Origin of the sequence: Bradyrhizobium lupini, from assembly GCF_040939785.1 — a bacterium.
Classification (GTDB): domain Bacteria; phylum Pseudomonadota; class Alphaproteobacteria; order Rhizobiales; family Xanthobacteraceae; genus Bradyrhizobium; species Bradyrhizobium canariense_D.
In genome coordinates this window covers 408,623-426,327 of sequence record NZ_CP162553.1, presented here as the reverse complement: position 1 = coordinate 426,327, position 17,705 = coordinate 408,623, and the positions used below count along the sequence as shown (strand labels likewise).

Sequence of the window (17,705 nt, the reverse complement as noted above, 5' to 3'; positions counted from 1 at the left end):
TGATATCTCTACATAGTATACGGCGGCGCGCCATGCGAGCCATTGCGCGTCCCCGGAATTCGACGTAACCAGCCGCAAACCCACTGGAAATCGGGCATGACCGACCGCAAAAACGGCCTCACTTACGCCGATTCAGGCGTCGATATCGATGCGGGCAACCGCTTGGTCGACCTGATCAAGCCGATGGTGCGCGCCACCGCACGGCCCGGCGCCGACGCCGAAATCGGCGGATTCGGCGGCCTGTTCGATCTCAAGGCGGCCGGTTTCAAGGATCCCATCCTGGTGGCCGCGACCGATGGCGTCGGCACCAAGGTCAAGATCGCGATCGAGACCGGCCTGCATGGCGGGATCGGCATCGACCTCGTCGCCATGAGTGTCAACGACCTCGTGGTGCAGGGCGCCGAGCCGCTGTTCTTCCTCGACTATTTTGCCTGCGGGAAGCTCGATCCGGAGGCGACCGCGTCGATCGTCGCCGGTGTCGCCGAAGGCTGCCGCGAATCCGGCTGCGCCCTGATCGGTGGCGAGACGGCCGAGATGCCCGGCCTCTACAAAGACGGCGACTACGACCTCGGCGGCTTTGCCGTCGGCGCCGCGGAGCGGGGCACGCTCTTGCCGCGCAAGGACATCGCCGCCGGCGATGCCGTGATCGGGCTCGCTTCGTCGGGCGTGCACTCCAACGGTTTCTCGCTGGTGCGCAAGATCGTGGAACAATCCGGCCTCGGCTTCGGGGCGCAGGCGCCGTTTGCGCCCGTCATGACGCTCGGCGGCGCGTTGCTGACGCCGACGCGTCTCTACGTCAAATCCTGCCTGCGCGCGATCCGCGAGACCGGCGCGGTGAAGGGGCTTGCCCACATCACCGGCGGTGGCTTCACCGACAACATTCCGCGCGTGCTGCCGAAGCATCTCGGCGTCGGTATCGATCTGGCGCGCCTGCCAGTGCTGCCGGTGTTCAAATGGCTGGCCGCGCAGGCCGGCATCGCCGAGCTCGAAATGCTGCGGACCTTCAATTGTGGGATCGGCATGATCGCGATTGTCGAGCCGGACAAGGTCGAAGAGGTCGTGGAGATCTTCACTGACGCCGGTGAGACCGTGGCACAGCTCGGCAGCGTGATCCCGGCCGAGGGCGAGCACCGCGTCGTCTATAACGGCCATCTCGACCTGGCGCTGTAATGACCGGCGCTGTAATGAAACGCCGCGTCGCCATCCTGATTTCCGGCCGTGGCTCCAACATGGCTGCGCTGATCAAGGGCGCGGCCGCGCCGGATTTTCCGGCGGAGATTTCGCTCGTCATCTCGAACAAGGCCGATGCGCTGGGGCTGGAAAGGGCCAAAGCGAGCGGCGTGAAGACGCTGGTGATCGAAAGCAAGCCGTTCGGCAAGGACCGCGCCGGCTTCGAGAAGGTGCTGCAAGCAGCACTCGATCAGCACGGCATCGAGCTGATTTGCCTCGGCGGCTTCATGCGCCTGTTCACGGCCGAATTCACCAAGGCGTGGTACGGGCGGATGCTCAACATTCATCCCTCGCTGCTGCCGTCCTTCCCCGGTCTCGACCCGCACGGCCAGGCCTTGCGCGCCGGCGTCAAGCTGTCCGGCGCGACGGTGCACTTCGTGATCCCCGAGACCGACGCCGGCCCAATCGTGATGCAGGGCGCGGTTCCCGTCAGCGACCACGACACGGCGGACACGCTGTCGGAGCGTATCCTTGAAGTCGAGCACCGCATCTATCCCGCAGCACTGAGCCTGCTCGCGACCGGCAAGGTCCAGATCGAGGGCGATGTGTGCAAGACCGCGGGCAGCGGGCCGTCGGAGAATTTTCTGGTTTCGCCGTTGGTGCGGTGAAGCGCCGTCGCACTCGGAATACTTCTCATTCCACAAAAACCCCCGGCAGAGCCGGGGGCAACGTCATGATCTCTTGCGCAGACCGCGAGAGAAATCAGGAAACCTTGAGGTTCTCCGCGGATGCCTTGCCGCGGTTCTCCACGAGATCGTATTCAACCACCTGATTTTCATTGAGGGTCGAGAGTCCGGCGCGCTCGACGGCGGAGATGTGGACGAAGACGTCCTTGTCACTGCCGTTCGGCTTGATGAACCCATAGCCCTTGGTCGGGTTGAACCATTTGACGGTGCCCTTTTGCGGCATCCTTAGTCTCCTCCGCTAGATACAAAAACGACGCGGCCGCTTTTCGCGTGCCACGCCACAAACGGGCTTCCGGTAGTCTGTTCGAGTCTTGAGTCTCAAAGTCGCGAAACGCACAGTCGAGCGGCCAATTCCGATTGTGTCCGATATTGCAACATGAAAATCGCCCGTTAGCAAGCCGCGCGCGAATTTCAAGACTTCGACCCGAGTGCCCGTCCGCAATTTGCGACCTGTGGCCGCGGAACCACAATCGGAAGCAATGCCTTTGCCGGGACGCGCCAGCCGGTTGACCCTCAGTAACAGTTCGGCACAAATCGCGGCACGCGTGCGCCGCTCCTGTTGCTTTTTTGCGCGCCGCCCTTTGCTTCAGGATTTGTCGCCATGTGCTGCATTTCGCAGCCCTCAGAGACACGGCAGGCGATCAGGCTGAACCGCGTCCGCTGGATCGCGGCTGCCGTGGCGTTTGCTCTCATCATGGTACTGTCGACGACATCAGGCTTTGCGCAGAGTCCCACGCCCACGCCGACCCCGACACCCACGCCGTCACCGACGCCGATTCCGATGCCAATTCCGATGCCGACCGCGACCAATTACGACCAGTCGGCCGGCAACAGCTCGCTCAATCTCGGCTCGAATTTCCTGGAGCGGCTCGGAAACCAGGCATCTGGCGGCGTCAACCGGGCGTTTCGGACCAATCCCGGCGGCGGCGGCGCGTCGGCGAGCACGGAAGACCCGCGCTACCGCACCTGGTTCGAGGGTTATGGCATCTCGGTCCGGACGGATGCGCAAGGAGACTTTGTCGGCGACAAGCGCAAGACGTTTGGCGGTGTCGCAGGCTTTGGCGCGCGGCTCGCGCCGGGTGTCAATCTCGGCTTCTCCGTCGACCAGAGCCACACCGATATCGACGTGCCGCTCGCACTTCAGTCCGCCACGCTGGATCTGACGCAACTCGGCTTCAGCGGCTCGGTCGACAAGGGCCCCTGGACCTGGACCTTCGCGGTGGTGCACGGCTTCGGCAAGGTCCGCTCCAGCCGGGATACTGGCCTGGGACTTGCGACCGCGGGTTATCGCGCCGCAATCGACGGCGCGCTGACCGAGATCAGCTATTACTGGACCAAGGACCAGATGCGCATCGTGCCCAAGGGCGCACTGGAATATGTCCGCGCCACCAGCGTCGCGTTCCAGGAGGTTGGCGGCCTCGATCCACTCAATGTCGGCTCGACGGCGCTCTCGCGCGCGCGCGTCATGATCGGAGCCGAGATCGGGCGCTACTTCATCTTCGACCAGAAGATCCTGGACCTGTCCGCCTACGGCAAGTTCGTCGACAATTTCTATCAGAACCTGGGATCGGTGCAGGTCAGCCTCGGGACCCAGAGCATCGTCGTGCCCGGCATCGGCGAGAGCCGCTACGGTACGGATGCAGGCGCCTCGGCCTCGCTCAGCCTGACCAACACGGCGCGGCTCTACGTCAACTACGACGGCAAGTTCCGCAACGAGCTGACGTCGCACCAGGGCACGGTCGGCTTCGAATATCGGTGGTGAAGCGAAGCCTGCCCGCGTCGGCCAGAGGAGGATCCGGAAAACTGCGAAGCGGTTTTACGAAAGCATCATGCTCGAGCTTTAAGTCGGCATTGCCGCGACATAACCCGTCAATCCAAAGGCCGCGCGCGCGGCCGTCATCATCGGCGCCAGCGCGTTCGGGTGGATGAACTCGTCGCGGAAACAGGGATGGATCTTGGGATCGAAGATTTTCTTCAGCCAATCGACCACGATCTTGTGGCGCTCGGAGGCGCGGAACTCCTTATGATAGGTGAGCCAGAGATCGGCGTGGTGGCTGACGCCGAGATCGACGGCAACCAGCGGGGCGCCGAGCGCGATCGAAACCGTCGGCAGGAATCCGATGCCGGCGCCGCGCTCCACCGCATAGAGCACGCCGACCGAGGAGTTGGTCTTGATCCCGACGATGCCCTCGAGCGACTTCAGTCCGAGCACGCGGGCGTAGGCGCCGTCGTCGACCTGCGGAGCGCTCTGCTTGATGATGCGGTGGTTCTTCAGCTCGGCCAGGGTCGCGGGCACGCCGTAGAGGTTTTCGTACTCCTTGGAGACGAAGGGATAGATGTGCAGGCGGCCGAGCTTGGCGACGATCAGATCGGGATTGGTCGGCGGCTCGAGCTGGATCGCGATATCGGATTCGAGCCGCGCGACGTCGGCCTGTTCCATCGCGCAGCGCAGGTCGACGGTGATCTTGCGATAGGTTTTCTGGAAATCGATCAGTCGCGGCAGAATCCAGAAATTTCCGGGGCCTTCCGTCACCGCGACGCGCACGGTGCCTGACATATCGTTCGACGATCGCGAAGCACGCCGGAACACATTGAAGGCATGACGCTCCATGTGCGCGACGTCGGCGATCATCGCGCTGCCTTCGTCGCTGAGCGTGAGCCCGCTCTGGTCGCGCAGGAACAGCTTGCAGTCGATGCTCTCTTCGAGCCGGTCGATCCTGCGCATCAGGGTGGTGGAGGTGAGCCCGAGCTCCTCGGCGGCGTTGCGGAAGCTTTTATATTTTGCGCAAGCTAAAAACAGTTTCAAATCGTCCCAGGACATGTCCAGGGTTTCTTCACGGTGCTGCATCACCGCAGCACCCCGGTGCAATAACTGCTGCATACGCCTGATCCCCAGCCGCTAAGCTCATCGCCATAGCGGGGCACGAAAGCCGCGAACGATAGAGGGGCGACATGAGTATGGAAAGGGGCTCGTTTGCCGCAAGGCATGATTTCGACGCGCTGCCGCTCAGTCCGGATGTCGACGTCCGTCGCGCCAAATTTTCCGAAATCGCCGCGCTTTCGCAGTTGGCGCACCGGCTGGTGCCGGGCGTTCGGATCGGGGCGACTGAGCTTGCAAAATATTTCGCCTTCGATCCCGAGAGCATCCTGACTTTCAGCCGGAAGGGCAACCTTGTCGGCGGCATGGCCTTCCTGTTTCTCAACGATCGCGGGCATGATGCGTTGCTGCTCGACGAGATCTGCCTCACCGCGCCGGAGACGCGCTATCTCGCGTCCGCGAAGGAAGACGTTTCCGCTATCTACATCTGGGCGATCGCGGCGACGGGGCGCGGCGTCGCCGGTCTCGGCAAGGCCGCGGCTCATCTTAGACAGCTAAGGTTTCGCAACGCGGATTGCTATGCGCAGCCGTCAACCGTGGCCGGCCGCGACATCATGAAAGCGACAGGCTTCGAGCCTGTTCCAAGCTTCCAACCCGACCTCTGGTGCTACGAGCGGCCCTGGCATCGGCAGCCGATGCGCATGCCGAGCGCGATCATCCAAGCAAGGAGTTTTGCAGATGCACGGTACTAGGATTCCTCTCGCCAAGCCCGATTCCCGCGCCATCACCATTCGCCTCGCGCGCGATCTCACCGATCTCATGCTGGTCACCTCGATCCGCTCAGCCGTCTATCTCGCCGAGCAGGATTGCCCGTTCGATGAAGAGTTCGACGGCAACGACATGGTCGCCGCGCATTTCATCGGCTATGTCGGCAACGAGCCTGCGGGCTGTCTGCGGGTGCGGTTCTTCGGCGATTTCGCCAAGGTGGAACGGCTTGCGGTGCGGCACCAATACCGGCGGTCGCGGGTCTCGTTCAAGCTGGTACAAGCGAGCGTCGACTATGTGAAGCGCAAGGGCTTTCGCAAGATCTACGGTCAGGCGCAGGACCGGCTGGTCGATTTCTGGGCCCATTTCGGCGCCAAGCCGCTTGGTCACAATCGCAAGATCACATTTTCCGACTTCTCCTACACAGAAATGCTGCTGGAGATCGAACCGGGCCCGGATGCCATTACGCTGGACAGCGATCCTTACGTGATCATCCGCCCCGAGGGCGATTGGGACCGGCCGGGCGTGCTCGACGCCTCGGCAGGACGGGCCGTGACGTCGCCGCTGCGGGACGTCGCGCTCGCTGGCCGTTGAAACTGGTGCAGCTGCGCGCAAAACCATGCTGGTTTCCATCACAGACGATCCGCCGATCCTGGTCTGCGCGGATCTCCAGGTCGAATATCTGACCCCCGGACGTCGCCACGTCATCCTCGACGGCGATGCCGCAACGGCGCGCTGCGTGGAACTGCTGACGTTCTGGCGCGACAATCTCTGGCCGGTGATGCATCTGAAGCGCATCGCGCAGGCGGCCTGGTTCAATCCGGCATCCAAGCTGACCGATTGGATCGCGGAGGCGAAGCCGCGGCCGGGAGAAATGACCTTCGAGCACCCGCTGCCGTCGGCCTACAGTTCGGCGCGGTTTGTGGACTACATGTCCAATATCCGCAATGTCCGTTGCGTGCTCGCGGGCTTTTCCCTGGACGAAACCGTCCTGGCCACCGCTATTGACGGGTTTCACCGCAGTCATCGCTTCCAGCTGGTGGCCGACGCGGTGGCCTGCCGGCAGCCGGGGACTGGCGATGCTGCCGCCTACAAGCATGCGGTAGTGAATGTGATCGGGAATTTTGCTACAATCCAGTCCAGCGCCGAACTGATCAGAACCAGCGGCGCCGTTGCGGTGTAGGCGGCCGCGATCGACGGATGGAGTGGGACATTGTCACGGGGAGATCAGCTCGAGGAGCTGGCAAGCGACCTGTCGCGTGCCGCCGAGGCGGCACGCCGTCTTGGTCTGCCAACGACGGTGTATCTGCTCTCGATGGCGCTGGTGGAGGTGCGGGAGGCCGCTGCCGCCGATAGCGATGGGAATGACGACGGTGCGGCGTGACAGCTGCCCGATGTGCGGCTTTGTGCAACGCAGCTGAGCGCTTCCTGCCGACGAATTGACGTTGCAAGTTTTGCGCGGTGGCAATAGCCAAGGAGCTGGATCATCGAGTGATGACGCTGGCCGCGCCCGCGACGTGACGCTTTCAAGGATTCCTGCAAATGTCCATGCTGCCCAATTCGCAAGAGGCCCGGGATGTGGCCTACCAGCTCCATCCCTACACCAACGCGCGCGCCCATCAGCAGGCCGGTCCCCTGGTGATCGAACGCGGCGAGGGGCCTTACGTGTTCGATGCGTCGGGCAAGCGCTATTTCGAGGCGATGGCAGGCCTGTGGAGCGTCGGGCTCGGCTTCAACGAGAAGCGGCTGGTCGACGCCGCGCACAAGCAGATGCTGGCGCTGCCATTCTATCATACCTTCTCCGCCAAATCGCACGGGCCCTCGATCGATCTCGCCGAGAAGCTGGTCGCGCTTGCGCCTGTGCCGATGAGCAAGGTGTTCTTCACCAACTCCGGCTCGGAGGCCAACGACACCGTTCTGAAGTTGATTGCCTATCGCTCCAATGCGCTCGGCCAGCCACAGCGCAAGAAGGTGATCAGCCGGATGCGCGCCTATCACGGCGTCACCATTGCGTCCGCCAGCCTCACCGGCCTGCCGAACAACCACCGCTCTTTCGACTTGCCGCTCCCGAACATCTTGCACACGGGCTCGCCGCATTTCTACAAGGACGGCGCGCCCGGCGAGAGCGAGGAAGCGTTCGCGACGCGGCGGGCCGAGGAACTCGATGCGCTGATCCAGAAGGAAGGCCCGGACACGATCGCTGCGTTCTTCGGCGAGCCGGTGATGGGCGCGGGCGGCGTCATCGTGCCGCCGGCGACCTATTGGGACAAGATCCAGAAGGTGCTGAACAAGTACGACATCCTGTTGGTCGCCGACGAGGTCATCTGCGGCTTCGGCCGCACCGGCAAGATGTTCGGCTGCGAAACCTACGGCATCAAGCCCGACGCCATCGTGGTCTCCAAGCAGATCACCTCGAGCTATTTCCCGCTGTCGGCCATCATGATGAACGATCGCATGTTCGAACCGATCGCCGACGAGAGCAACAAGATCGGCGTGCTCGGCCACGGCTTCACCGCGGGCGGCCATCCGGTCGGCTCGGCGATTGCGCTCGAGAATTTGAAGATCATCGAGGAGCGGGGCCTGGTTGCGCACGCCGCCGAGCTCGGTGGCTACATGCAAGGCAAGCTGCGTGAACTCACCAGCCATCCACTGGTGGGCGAGGTCCGCGGTGTCGGCATGATCGCTGCGATCGAACTGGTGCTGGACAAGGCGCGCAAGACCGCAGCGGCAACGCCGGGCGCCGTCGGCGGCATGGCCAGCCGCATGCTGCAGGAGCGCGGCGTTATCTCGCGCAACATGCTCGATGCCATTGCCATCTGCCCGCCGCTGATCGTCACCAAGACCCAGATCGACGAGCTGGTCGCGGCGATTTCAGGTGTGCTGGACGACATGAAGCCGGAAGTGGCGAAGCTGACGCCGGCGTAGGGACGGCGCTTCACGCGTGAGCGTAGCGCTCTATCACACCCCCGGTGTCGTCCTGGCCTAGTGCGCAATTGCGCACTAGGCCAGGACGACATCGGGAGGCATCGGGGCTATTCCGCTCGCTGAACCCCGATCACGCGGCCTTTCTCGACCGCCAGCGCCAGCTCGCCGCGCTTCAGTTTCAGGGCGGCCTCGCCGAACAGCTCGCGGCGCCAGCCGCGTAGCGCCGGCACATCGGCCTCGTCGTCGGCCGCAATCTCCTCGAGATCGTCGACGGTCGCAATCACCTTGCTGGCGACCGCATGGCGCTCCGCGGTCATGCGCAGCAACACCTTCAACAGCTCGACGATCGCGGCGCCATTGTTATTGTTGCGCGGCTTTTCCAGCTTCGGCAGCGTGGCGTGATCGCGCGCCAGCCCGCGCTCGACAGCGGCGACGATGTCGGCGCCCCATTTGGATTTCTCAAAACCCTTCGGCACGGAGCGCAGGTTTGCGAGCTTCTCGATCGTGTTCGGCGCATGGGTCGCGATGTCGCTGACGGCCTCGTCGCGCAGCACGCGGCCTCGCGGCACGTCGCGGCTCTGCGCCTCCTGCTCGCGCCAGGCGGCGACCTCCATTAGGACCGCAAGGTCCTTGGGCTTGCGCACCCGCGTCTTGAGCCGTTCCCAGGCGCGCTCGGGATGGAAGTCGTAGGTCTTGGGCGAGGTCAGGACTTCCATCTCGATCGAGACCCATTCGCTGCGCCGGCGCTTTTTAAGGTCGGCATCGAGCGCTGCGAACACGTCGCGCAGATGCGTGACGTCGGACACGGCGTAGTGCATCTGCTCCTTGGTCAGCGGCCGGCGCGACCAGTCGGTGAAGCGGTGGGTCTTGTCCGGGCGGTGTCCGGTGACCTTCTCGACCAGGGCGTCGTAGGCGATGCTGTCGCCGTAGCCGAGCACCATGGCCGCGACCTGGGTATCGAACACCGGGTGCGGGATGATACCCGCCTGGTGCCAGATGATCTCGATGTCCTGGCGGGCGGCGTGGAACACCTTCAACACGCCCTCGTTGCCCATCAGCTCGAAGAACGGCTTGAGGTCGACGCCCTCGGCCAGGGTGTCGATGACGATTGCTTCCTCGGCGCTGGCCATCTGCACCACGCACAGCAGCGGGTAATAGGTGGTCTCGCGCAGGAACTCGGTATCGACGGTAATGACGGGGTGCTTGGCCAGCCGGCTGCAGGCAGCCGCAAGGTCAGCGGTGGTGGTAATCAAATCCATGAACGGCCCATGACAAGTCCATCAGCCGTTCTGCCGAAAGCGCTGTGATGTCAAGGGGCTCGAAGCGAATTCGAGCCTTGCATTTGGACCGGAATCGCATTTTCCGACGAAAATCCTATTCGTAGCGCACCCGCCGGGAGGGTTTGCGCGCGCAGGGCAGTGCCACCACGACCACGCACATGGCGACCAGCGCCAGCCCCAGGAACTCGAAAACCAACAGATCCACGGCAAAATCCCCCAGCAACATTGCTAAACTTGTCGGGGGCGAATTGAGGGTCTGTTAATTCTCGTGGTTACCGGCGGCGGGTCGGGCCGGATGGTGGACGGGGGGTTAACGGCCGCGGCATGCCATGCAGGCGTCACGGCATCCGGCGTCAGGTCATGAGCTTCGGCAGGGCGGCCGCCAAGGCGTCCACGGCGGCGCGAACTTTCGGCGGCATCCGGGACGAGCGTGGCCAGAGCGCGTGACAGTCGTAGAGAAATCCCGGCTGACCGCTCAACAGAGTGACGAGTCTACCGGCGCGCAGGCGTTCGCGGACTAGCCAGTATGGCAGCCAGGCCAGTCCCATCCCCTGTGACGCGGCGTCCGCGATCGCGTCGAGATCGTCGAGCCTGAGCCTTCCCGCCGGCACGATTTCGCTCGGAGGCTGGCCCTCGCGGGGAAACAGCCACGGCCGGACGCGTCCGGAGCGGCGATAGATGATCGCCTGATGCTGGGCAAGATCGTCGAGCGATTTCGGCTTGCCGTTGGCGCGCAAGTACGAGCGCGTGCCGCACACCACCATGCGCTGGCTTGCGATGCGCCGCGTCATCAGGCCGGATTGATCGTGTAGATCGCCGGTCCGGATCGCAAGATCATAGCGGCCCTCGATGATGTCAGCGATCGGGTCGCCGAACGAGAGATCGAGCTCCAGATGGGGATATCGTCGCGCGAGCTTCATCAGCAAGGGGGCGATGCAGTGCCGGCCCAGCAGGGCGGGCACGGTCACGCGGAGCCGGCCACGCGGCTCGGACAATTCATCGGAAGCGACGGCGTCGGCGGCCACGGCTTCAGCGAGCACAGTGCGGCAGCGCTCGTAGTAGGCTTGGCCAGTCTCGGTCAGGCTCTGGCGCCGTGTGGTGCGGTTGAGGAGGCGGACGCCCAGGCGCTCCTCGAGGAAACGAACGTGCTTGCCGACCATTGGCCCCGACATTTCGAGCGCATCGGCGGCAGCGGCGAACGAGCCCACATCCACCGCCTTGACGAAGACGGCCATGCTGGTCAGGCGGTCCATGATTGCAAACTCCTGGTTTCGACTGTTCACCTCTCTGCACGCTTTATCCGGCGCCGTCCGGTTGGCATAGCTCCATTGAATTCAATTATTTTGGAGTGTGTTCATGGCGCGCGTCGTTCGCTTCCACAGACATGGTGGCCCCGAGGTGCTGCGCATCGAGACCGTCGACGTCGCGCCGCCAGGGAGGCGCGAGGTGCAGATCAGGGTCAAGGCCCTCGGGCTCAATCGCGCGGAAGCGCTCTTGCGGAAGGGGACCTATATCGAGACCGCGACCTTTCCGTCCGGCCTCGGTCTCGAGGCCGCCGGCATCGTCGAGGCGATCGGCGAAGGCGTGAGCGGCTTCTCGCCGGGCGAGGTCGTCAGCATCGTGCCGCCCGTGTCGATGGTGCGATGGCCGGCTTATGGCGAGCTCGTCACGTTTCCGGCGGAGTTCGTCGTGAAGCACCCGCCCGAGCTCGGCTTCGACGCCGCGGCCGCGGTATGGATGCAATATCTGACGGCGTTCGGCGCTCTGGTCGATATTGCTGGGCTGGAGCGAGGGGAGTCCGTAGTCATCACCGCGGCGTCGAGTAGCGTCGGGCTTGCAGCGATTCAGATCGCGAACCGGATCGGTGCGATCCCGATTGCAGTGACGCGAACCTCGATCAAGCGGCAGGCCCTGCGCGATGCTGGCGCCGCCGACGTCATCGCCTCCGTGGAAGAGGACATCCGGTCACGGCTGCAGGACATTGTCGGCTCAAACGGCGTTCGCGTGGTGTTCGACGCGGTCGGCGGTCCCATATTTGGGCCGCTCACCGCCGCGATGTCGCCGGGTGGCGTTCTCATCGAATATGGCGGCCTGAGCCCAGAGCCAACGCCGTTTCCGCTGGTCAACGTACTGACCAAGAGCCTGACGCTGCGCGGCTATCTCGTGCACGAGATCATCCGCGACCCCGCGCGGCTTGCTAAGGCGAAGACCTTCATCCTCGACGGGCTGCGGGACGGCGCATTGCAACCGATCATCGCCAAAACGTTTCAGTTTGAGGAGATCGTCGAAGCGCATCGCTTTCTGGAGTCAAACGAGCAGTTCGGCAAGATCGTGGTAACGATCTGAGCGAATGATCGTCTTGAACAAACGATTTCGGCACCCCCGCATCTGGATTATGCCTTCGGCTCGTCCACGTGCGCACCGAGCTTGCCTCACGTCCCGCAGAACGTCTGCAGCACCCGCTGCTCCGGCAGCGGCGGATCGGCGTAGGCTGCATAGTCCGGCTGGCCCTCGAACGGTTTAGCCAGCACCATCACGAATTCCTCGAACGGCGTGTAGTCGTCATCGTTGACCGCGGCCTGGATCACGGCCTCGACGCGGTGGTTGCGCGGGATGAACATCGGGTTGACGGCGTGCATGGCGGCTTGCCGTTCGGCTGCGGTTTGCGGCTCCAGCGCCGTGCGCTCGTGCCAGCGCCTGGCCCACTCGTCGAACGCCGCGGGGTCCATGAATTGCGCGCGTGCATCGTCAGCAGCCGGATCGCCAGCGGCGTCGCCGAGTTTGCGGAAGGTGAGGGTGAAGTCGGCCTGGTTCTTGGCCATGGCGTCCAGCAGGTCCTGGATCAGCGCGTCGTCGCCGTCGCGCTCCGTGAACAGGCCGATTTTCTTGCGCAGGCCCGCCTGATAGGCGTCGCTGAACGTGTCGGAGAAGGCGCCAAGAATGTCCTGGGCCTCGGCGACCGCCTTTTCCTGATCGTCGGAAAACAGCGGCAGCAGGCATTCGGCAAGCCGGGTCAGATTCCACAGCGCGATGCGCGGCTGGTTGGCATAGGCGTAGCGGCCCATCTCGTCGATCGAGGAAAACACTTGCGACGGATTGTAGGCGTCCATGAAGGCGCACGGACCGTAATCGATGGTCTCGCCTGATATCGATGAGTTGTCGGTGTTCATCACGCCGTGGATGAAGCCGACTAGCAGCCAGCGTGCGACCAGATCGGCCTGGCGTGCGACGACGCCACCGAGCAGCGCGTGATAGGGCCGCTCGGCGCCGAGCACCTCCGGATAGTGCCTGGCGATGACGTGGTCGGCGAGCCGGCGAATGGCATCGGTGTCGCGGCGGACGGCGAAGAACTGGAAGGTGCCGACGCGGATATGGCTCGAGGCGACGCGGGTCAGCACCGCGCCGGGCAGCGCGGTCTCGCGGATGACGTGCTCGCCGGTGACGACGGCAGCGAGTGAGCGCGTGGTGGGGATGCCCAATGCGAACATCGCCTCGCTGACGATGTATTCGCGCAGCACCGGCCCGAGCGCGGCACGGCCGTCGCCGCGGCGGGAGAATGGGGTGGGACCGGAGCCCTTGAGCTGGATGTCGCGGCGGATGCCGTCCTTGTCGATGACCTCGCCGAGCAGGACCGCCCGTCCGTCGCCCAGCTGCGGAACGAATTGCCCGAACTGGTGGCCGGCATAGGCCATGGCGATCGGATCGGCGCCGGCGGGAACCGTCTTGCCGGCCAGGATTTCGGCGCCCTCAGGGGTTTCCAGCACATCAGGATCCAGCCCGAGCTGGACCGCCAGCGGCCGGTTCAGCTTGATCAGCCGGGGCGCTGCCACCGGCGTCGGTGCGACCCGGGCGAAAAAGCTGTCCGGCAGCGCCGAATAGGAGTTCTGGAACGGGAAATGGACTGTCATGGCCTCAAGATAGGCGTGGAACGCCTGATGGCAAAGGCTTGAGCCGAGATTGGGCAAAAATGGCCACTTCCAGCCGAAAACGGGCCGTTCCCTTGGTTGCCGCCCCCGTCCTGCCGAGGTAAACCCTGCCGCAACTTTGAACCTGCCGTTTCGGCGGTTCGATTCGATCCTCCGACATTGAATTTGGGACGACCATGCATCGCTACCGGTCACATACATGCGGCGCGCTCCGCGAGAGCAACATCGGCGAGACGGTCCGCCTTTCAGGCTGGGTCCATCGCGTTCGCGACCATGGCGGCGTGCTGTTCATCGACCTGCGCGACCATTACGGCCTGACCCAGTGCGTGGTCGATCCGGACTCGCCGGCGTTCTCGCAGGCCGAAAAGCTGCGTTCGGAATTCGTGGTGCGGATGGACGGTAAGGCCCGTCGCCGCCCCGAAGGCACCGACAATGACGATCTGCCGACTGGCAAGATCGAGATCTATGTCAGCGAGATCGAGGTGCTGGGCCCGGCCGGCGACCTGCCGCTGCCGGTGTTCGGCGACCAGGAATATCCTGAAGACGTCCGTCTGAAGTACCGCTTCCTCGATCTGCGTCGCGAGAAGCTGCACCAGAACATCATGACGCGCGTCGAAATCATCAAGTCGATGCGTCGGCGCATGGAGGGGCAGGGCTTCTTCGAGTTCAACACGCCGATCCTGACCGCGTCCTCGCCGGAGGGCGCGCGCGACTTCCTGGTGCCGTCGCGCATTCATCCCGGCAAGTTCTATGCCCTGCCGCAGGCGCCGCAGCAGTACAAGCAGCTCTTGATGATGTCGGGCTTCGATCGCTACTTCCAGATCGCGCCCTGCTTCCGCGACGAGGATCCACGCGCGGATCGTCTGCCGGGCGAGTTCTACCAGCTCGACGTCGAGATGAGCTTTGTCACGCAGGACGATGTCTTCGCCGCGATGGAGCCTGTCATCACGGGTGTGTTCGAGGAGTTTGCCAAGGGCAAGCCGGTGACCAAGGGCTGGCGCCGGATTCCGTTCGCGGAAGCCTTGCGCAAATACGGCAGCGACAAGCCGGACCTGCGCAACCCGATCGAGATGCAGGACGTCTCCGAACACTTCCGCGGCTCCGGCTTCAAGGTGTTCGCGCGCATGTTGGAGGACCCCAAGAACCAGGTCTGGGCGATCCCGGCGCCGGGTGGCGGCTCGCGCGCCTTCTGCGACCGCATGAACTCCTGGGCGCAGGGCGAAGGTCAGCCCGGCCTCGGCTACATCATGTGGCGCGAGGGCGGCGAAGGTGCCGGTCCGCTTGCCAACAACATCGGTGCTGAGCGCACCGCCGCGATCCGCGCGCAGATCGGCGTGAAGGAAGGCGACGCCGCCTTCTTCGTCGCCGGCGATCCCGACAAGTTCTGGAAATTTTCAGGGTTGGCCCGCAACAAGGTCGGCGAGGAGTTGAACCTCACCGACAAGGAGCGGTTCGAGCTGGCCTGGATCGTCGACTTCCCGATGTACGAGTACAACGACGAGGACAAGAAGGTCGACTTCTCGCACAACCCGTTCTCGATGCCGCAGGGCGGTCTCGATACCTTGAAGGGCCAGGACCCGCTGACCATCAAGGCGTTCCAGTACGACATCACCTGCAACGGCTACGAGATCGCCTCGGGTGGCATCCGCAACCACGTGCCGGAAGCGATGGTGAAGGCGTTCGAGATCGCGGGCTATGGCGAGCAGGAAGTCGTCGATCGCTTCGGCGGCATGTACCGCGCCTTCCAGTACGGCGCCCCGCCGCATGGCGGCATGGCCGCCGGTGTCGACCGCATCGTCATGCTCTTGTGCGGCACCAACAATCTGCGCGAGGTCTCGCTGTTCCCGATGAACCAGCAGGCCATGGACCTCCTGATGGGCGCACCGTCGGAGCCCAGCCCCAAGCAGCTCCGCGAGCTGCACGTGAAGGTGAGCCTGCCGCAGAAGTGAGGCTGTCTCCACAGCGTCATTGCGAGCGAAGCGAAGCAATCCAGAATCTTTCCGCGGAGTGACTCTGGATTGCTTCGCTTCGCTCGCAATGACGGGGAGGGATTTTCGCCGGTCCAACTGCCATCCCCGCGCGCAGCGTCGTTCCCTACAGCCCCGTCGACGCCTCGATCCTGAACTGCGCAAGCGCGCTCTGTGGGTCGGTTTGCAAGAGCTGCATCAATTGCATCAGCGGTGCCTTGGCGCGCGGGGACAGCTTGATGGAAAGCGTCTGGCCCGGCGTCTCGACGAAGCGGGCGATCGCGTCCACGGCCGCGTTCGCATCCGGATTGGCGGAAGCAACTTGCTCGCGTTTAGCCTTGATGCTCTCGACGAGCGCCTGGCGTGCGGTATCACGGCTGACATTCTGCATGCGCGCGAACTGCGCCGCGACGAGATCGATGACGCCGCTGTCGCGCAATGAGAATTCGAGCGTGCCCGCCTCGATCCGGGCCGCCTGGCCCATGAGCTGGGCCGGATCGGCCGAAAACACCTCGCGTGGTACGTTGCCGAGCGCCATACGCAGTTGCGCTCTTGCGATGCCTCCGATGTCGAGGGTCGCGGGCGTCAGAGCGAAGCTGTTGGACTGTTCGGTCCAGGCAGCGCCGAGATCGAGGTCGATAGCGAGCTTGTCGATCCCGCTGGCAATCAATGGAAGCTGTTTTGGACCGGATGGATCGGCTGGCGTGACAAATTTGGCAACCACATGCGCCTTGCTCGGGATCGAGCCGACCAGCTGCCCCAGTCCAGGCTCAGTGTGTCGATCATGACCAGCTTATTGGTGGTCTTGAACGGCGCCGTCACGCCCTTGATCTCCGCGCCTGCGAGCACGCCGAACAGCCCGAGCATCTGATCCGGCGAGGGCGCCCGCCCGGCAGTGGTGAGGCTTGCTGCCCAGCGCATCAAACTCGCCGTGCTGAAGGACTTCAGCGCAAAGCGCTCCATCTTGAACTGTCCCTGCGGAGACGGCGCGTCGACGCCTTCGACCGCGAACTCGCCGTCGCGAAATCGGATGGCACCAACCGTGGCCGTTCCTTGCGGCGTGCCGACCGACATCTTGCCGATTTCGGCCTTACCGATGCGAAGACCCTCATAAACTCCGGCGAGCTTCTCCAGCAGCTCGCGTGCCTGCGCCGGAGTCGGCGGGGCCGATTGATCCCGTGGCAGCGCGGCAAATATCTCGCCAGCCGGAATTTCGACGGCTGGACGGCGATGTCTTCCATGGTGAACCCGTCGACATCCACTCGCATCCCCTGTGCCGATTTGAGCGCATAGGGGCCCGTCGAGACCTGCCGATAGACCCGGCGATAGCTGTCGTCGCTGGCCGTCTGCGGATCGAGCGCGGCGATGATCGCGGTCGCGTCGAAATCGTTGACGATGATGTTCGACGATTCACCCGTCAGCTTGTCCGTCTTGCCGGGTTGCTTCACGTCGACCGAGATCACGGCGCGGTCCGACTTCATCCCGTCGATCTTGCCGTGCTTAGGTTCTGGATCGCCAGTTCGGAATAGGTGACCTCGCCGCTGCCGGCGGCGCGGGAATCGAAGCTGATCGTGAGGGTCGGAGCCGTGAGCGACGATGCAGCGACACTCGCATATTGGCCGAGCACGTAGCGGTACATATCGACCAGCGAGCTGTCCGCCGGCACCTGACCCGCCTGAACAGGACCGGCATAGTCGCGCATGACCAGGTGCGGGATCTTGTACGCGACCTTCAGCTTGGCAGCGCCGATCTGGTCCAGCGTAACCTCGAGCCCGGTGATGTCGACGGCGTCGGCCGAGATCCTTGTTTCGTCGATCTGGCGAACGCCCGTGCCCTTGATGGCGGCGATCCTGATCTGCGCCTGCGGTGCCTTGCCCGGCGTAACCGCGATGTCCTCGATCGTGAGGGTGCGCGTGGGCAGATCGAAGGCGATCTTGCCGTAGCTAGCCTTGCCGCCTTGCTTGCGGATTTGCTCGAACGCGGTCTCCACCTCGGCGGTGACGCGATGTTTTTGCGTAGAAGCTGAAGCCCAACCATCCGCCCGCGCCCACCACGGCCACGACGATGAAGCCGATCAGGATTCACTTCATTCCCAGCTCCAGTTGCTC

18 protein-coding genes are annotated in these 17,705 nt (G+C 64.0%); 10 read left to right on the top strand and 8 right to left on the bottom strand.

Translation table 11 applies throughout. The features are described 5' to 3' along the window. The first annotated feature begins 96 nt into the window (after positions 1 to 96). Complete coding sequence (gene purM, locus AB3L03_RS02335; protein WP_085352944.1) at positions 97 to 1,170, top strand: phosphoribosylformylglycinamidine cyclo-ligase; 1,074 nt, start codon at positions 97 to 99, stop codon at positions 1,168 to 1,170. 14 nt (positions 1,171 to 1,184) lie between these two features. Further along, positions 1,185 to 1,838 (top strand): phosphoribosylglycinamide formyltransferase, encoded by a 654-nt coding sequence (gene purN / locus AB3L03_RS02330; RefSeq protein WP_204511004.1) that lies wholly within the window; start codon positions 1,185 to 1,187, stop codon positions 1,836 to 1,838. A 94-nt stretch (positions 1,839 to 1,932) separates the two neighbouring features. Here the strand turns inward: purN and AB3L03_RS02325 are convergent, their stop codons facing one another. Continuing rightward, entirely contained in the window at positions 1,933 to 2,139 is a 207-nt protein-coding gene (locus AB3L03_RS02325) for a cold-shock protein (protein WP_007591938.1), read from the bottom strand. 378 nt (positions 2,140 to 2,517) lie between these two features. On the opposite strand from AB3L03_RS02325, the gene AB3L03_RS02320 reads away from it, so the two are divergent. Next, positions 2,518 to 3,678: an autotransporter outer membrane beta-barrel domain-containing protein gene (locus AB3L03_RS02320; protein ID WP_368508178.1), complete on the top strand. Its 1,161-nt coding sequence runs from the start codon at positions 2,518 to 2,520 to the stop codon at positions 3,676 to 3,678. Positions 3,679 to 3,756: 78 nt separating this feature from the next. Here AB3L03_RS02320 and AB3L03_RS02315 read toward each other — a convergent pair whose 3' ends face one another. Then, positions 3,757 to 4,797 (bottom strand): LysR family transcriptional regulator, encoded by a 1,041-nt coding sequence (locus tag AB3L03_RS02315; protein WP_018456281.1) that lies wholly within the window; start codon positions 4,795 to 4,797, stop codon positions 3,757 to 3,759. Positions 4,798 to 4,868: 71 nt separating this feature from the next. Between AB3L03_RS02315 and AB3L03_RS02310 the strand changes: the two genes are divergently transcribed. The 5 genes from AB3L03_RS02310 (at position 4,869) to AB3L03_RS02290 (ending at position 8,424) form a co-directional block, all read left to right on the top strand. After that, positions 4,869 to 5,486: a hypothetical protein gene (locus tag AB3L03_RS02310; RefSeq protein WP_026233132.1), complete on the top strand. Its 618-nt coding sequence runs from the start codon at positions 4,869 to 4,871 to the stop codon at positions 5,484 to 5,486. Further along, on the top strand, positions 5,473 to 6,093 hold the full coding sequence (locus tag AB3L03_RS02305) for a GNAT family N-acetyltransferase (protein WP_018456283.1): 621 nt from the start codon (positions 5,473 to 5,475) through the stop codon (positions 6,091 to 6,093). The genes AB3L03_RS02310 and AB3L03_RS02305 overlap by 14 nt, the downstream gene beginning before the upstream one ends. Before the next feature lie 25 nt (positions 6,094 to 6,118). Further along, entirely contained in the window at positions 6,119 to 6,682 is a 564-nt protein-coding gene (locus AB3L03_RS02300; RefSeq protein WP_368508177.1) for an isochorismatase family protein, read from the top strand. Between the two features lie 30 nt (positions 6,683 to 6,712). Then, positions 6,713 to 6,883, top strand: coding sequence for a hypothetical protein (locus AB3L03_RS02295; protein ID WP_007609402.1), 171 nt, complete (start codon positions 6,713 to 6,715; stop codon positions 6,881 to 6,883). Positions 6,884 to 7,041: 158 nt separating this feature from the next. Then, a complete protein-coding gene (locus tag AB3L03_RS02290; protein ID WP_368508176.1) occupies positions 7,042 to 8,424 on the top strand; it encodes an aspartate aminotransferase family protein in 1,383 nt (460 codons plus the stop codon). 107 nt (positions 8,425 to 8,531) lie between these two features. Here the strand turns inward: AB3L03_RS02290 and rnd are convergent, their stop codons facing one another. Both rnd and AB3L03_RS02280 read right to left on the bottom strand, forming a co-directional pair. Then, on the bottom strand, positions 8,532 to 9,683 hold the full coding sequence (gene rnd, locus AB3L03_RS02285; RefSeq protein ID WP_368508175.1) for a ribonuclease D: 1,152 nt from the start codon (positions 9,681 to 9,683) through the stop codon (positions 8,532 to 8,534). A gap of 374 nt (positions 9,684 to 10,057) precedes the next feature. Further along, positions 10,058 to 10,957 (bottom strand): LysR family transcriptional regulator, encoded by a 900-nt coding sequence (locus AB3L03_RS02280; protein WP_368508174.1) that lies wholly within the window; start codon positions 10,955 to 10,957, stop codon positions 10,058 to 10,060. Between the two features lie 103 nt (positions 10,958 to 11,060). Here AB3L03_RS02280 and AB3L03_RS02275 point away from each other — a divergent pair, with 103 nt between their 5' ends. Continuing rightward, positions 11,061 to 12,050 (top strand): zinc-dependent alcohol dehydrogenase family protein, encoded by a 990-nt coding sequence (locus tag AB3L03_RS02275; RefSeq protein WP_204511006.1) that lies wholly within the window; start codon positions 11,061 to 11,063, stop codon positions 12,048 to 12,050. A gap of 86 nt (positions 12,051 to 12,136) precedes the next feature. Here AB3L03_RS02275 and AB3L03_RS02270 read toward each other — a convergent pair whose 3' ends face one another. After that, on the bottom strand, positions 12,137 to 13,612 hold the full coding sequence (locus AB3L03_RS02270; RefSeq protein ID WP_204511007.1) for a YdiU family protein: 1,476 nt from the start codon (positions 13,610 to 13,612) through the stop codon (positions 12,137 to 12,139). Between the two features lie 194 nt (positions 13,613 to 13,806). Between AB3L03_RS02270 and aspS the strand changes: the two genes are divergently transcribed. After that, a complete protein-coding gene (gene aspS / locus AB3L03_RS02265) occupies positions 13,807 to 15,579 on the top strand; it encodes an aspartate--tRNA ligase (protein ID WP_018456291.1) in 1,773 nt (590 codons plus the stop codon). Positions 15,580 to 15,724: 145 nt separating this feature from the next. Here aspS and AB3L03_RS02260 read toward each other — a convergent pair whose 3' ends face one another. The 3 genes from AB3L03_RS02260 to AB3L03_RS02250 all read right to left on the bottom strand — a co-directional run bounded on the left by AB3L03_RS02260 (position 15,725) and on the right by AB3L03_RS02250 (position 17,587). Then, positions 15,725 to 16,135: a hypothetical protein gene (locus AB3L03_RS02260; protein WP_345946456.1), complete on the bottom strand. Its 411-nt coding sequence runs from the start codon at positions 16,133 to 16,135 to the stop codon at positions 15,725 to 15,727. A 128-nt stretch (positions 16,136 to 16,263) separates the two neighbouring features. Beyond that, positions 16,264 to 16,671, bottom strand: coding sequence for a hypothetical protein (locus tag AB3L03_RS02255; RefSeq protein ID WP_368508173.1), 408 nt, complete (start codon positions 16,669 to 16,671; stop codon positions 16,264 to 16,266). Between the two features lie 403 nt (positions 16,672 to 17,074). Continuing rightward, complete coding sequence (locus AB3L03_RS02250) at positions 17,075 to 17,587, bottom strand: hypothetical protein (protein WP_368508172.1); 513 nt, start codon at positions 17,585 to 17,587, stop codon at positions 17,075 to 17,077. Positions 17,588 to 17,705: the final 118 nt, after the last annotated feature.

What these genes read in the sequence shown, in the direction of transcription:
- AB3L03_RS02310 (WP_026233132.1), top strand. Translation starts at nt 4,869, where the DNA reads ATGAGTATGGAAAGGGGCTCGTTTGCCGCAAGGCATGATTTCGACGCG.
- AB3L03_RS02300 (WP_368508177.1), top strand. Translation starts at nt 6,119, where the DNA reads ATGCTGGTTTCCATCACAGACGATCCGCCGATCCTGGTCTGCGCGGAT.
- aspS (WP_018456291.1), top strand. Translation starts at nt 13,807, where the DNA reads ATGCATCGCTACCGGTCACATACATGCGGCGCGCTCCGCGAGAGCAAC.
- purN (WP_204511004.1), top strand. Translation starts at nt 1,185, where the DNA reads ATGAAACGCCGCGTCGCCATCCTGATTTCCGGCCGTGGCTCCAACATG.
- AB3L03_RS02320 (WP_368508178.1), top strand. Translation starts at nt 2,518, where the DNA reads ATGTGCTGCATTTCGCAGCCCTCAGAGACACGGCAGGCGATCAGGCTG.
- AB3L03_RS02280 (WP_368508174.1), bottom strand. Translation starts at nt 10,957, where the DNA reads ATGGACCGCCTGACCAGCATGGCCGTCTTCGTCAAGGCGGTGGATGTG.
- rnd (WP_368508175.1), bottom strand. Translation starts at nt 9,683, where the DNA reads ATGGATTTGATTACCACCACCGCTGACCTTGCGGCTGCCTGCAGCCGG.
- AB3L03_RS02325 (WP_007591938.1), bottom strand. Translation starts at nt 2,139, where the DNA reads ATGCCGCAAAAGGGCACCGTCAAATGGTTCAACCCGACCAAGGGCTAT.
- purM (WP_085352944.1), top strand. Translation starts at nt 97, where the DNA reads ATGACCGACCGCAAAAACGGCCTCACTTACGCCGATTCAGGCGTCGAT.
- AB3L03_RS02255 (WP_368508173.1), bottom strand. Translation starts at nt 16,671, where the DNA reads ATGTCGGTCGGCACGCCGCAAGGAACGGCCACGGTTGGTGCCATCCGA.
- AB3L03_RS02315 (WP_018456281.1), bottom strand. Translation starts at nt 4,797, where the DNA reads ATGCAGCAGTTATTGCACCGGGGTGCTGCGGTGATGCAGCACCGTGAA.
- AB3L03_RS02270 (WP_204511007.1), bottom strand. Translation starts at nt 13,612, where the DNA reads ATGACAGTCCATTTCCCGTTCCAGAACTCCTATTCGGCGCTGCCGGAC.
- AB3L03_RS02290 (WP_368508176.1), top strand. Translation starts at nt 7,042, where the DNA reads ATGTCCATGCTGCCCAATTCGCAAGAGGCCCGGGATGTGGCCTACCAG.
- AB3L03_RS02275 (WP_204511006.1), top strand. Translation starts at nt 11,061, where the DNA reads ATGGCGCGCGTCGTTCGCTTCCACAGACATGGTGGCCCCGAGGTGCTG.
- AB3L03_RS02260 (WP_345946456.1), bottom strand. Translation starts at nt 16,135, where the DNA reads ATGGCGCTCGGCAACGTACCACGCGAGGTGTTTTCGGCCGATCCGGCC.
- AB3L03_RS02305 (WP_018456283.1), top strand. Translation starts at nt 5,473, where the DNA reads ATGCACGGTACTAGGATTCCTCTCGCCAAGCCCGATTCCCGCGCCATC.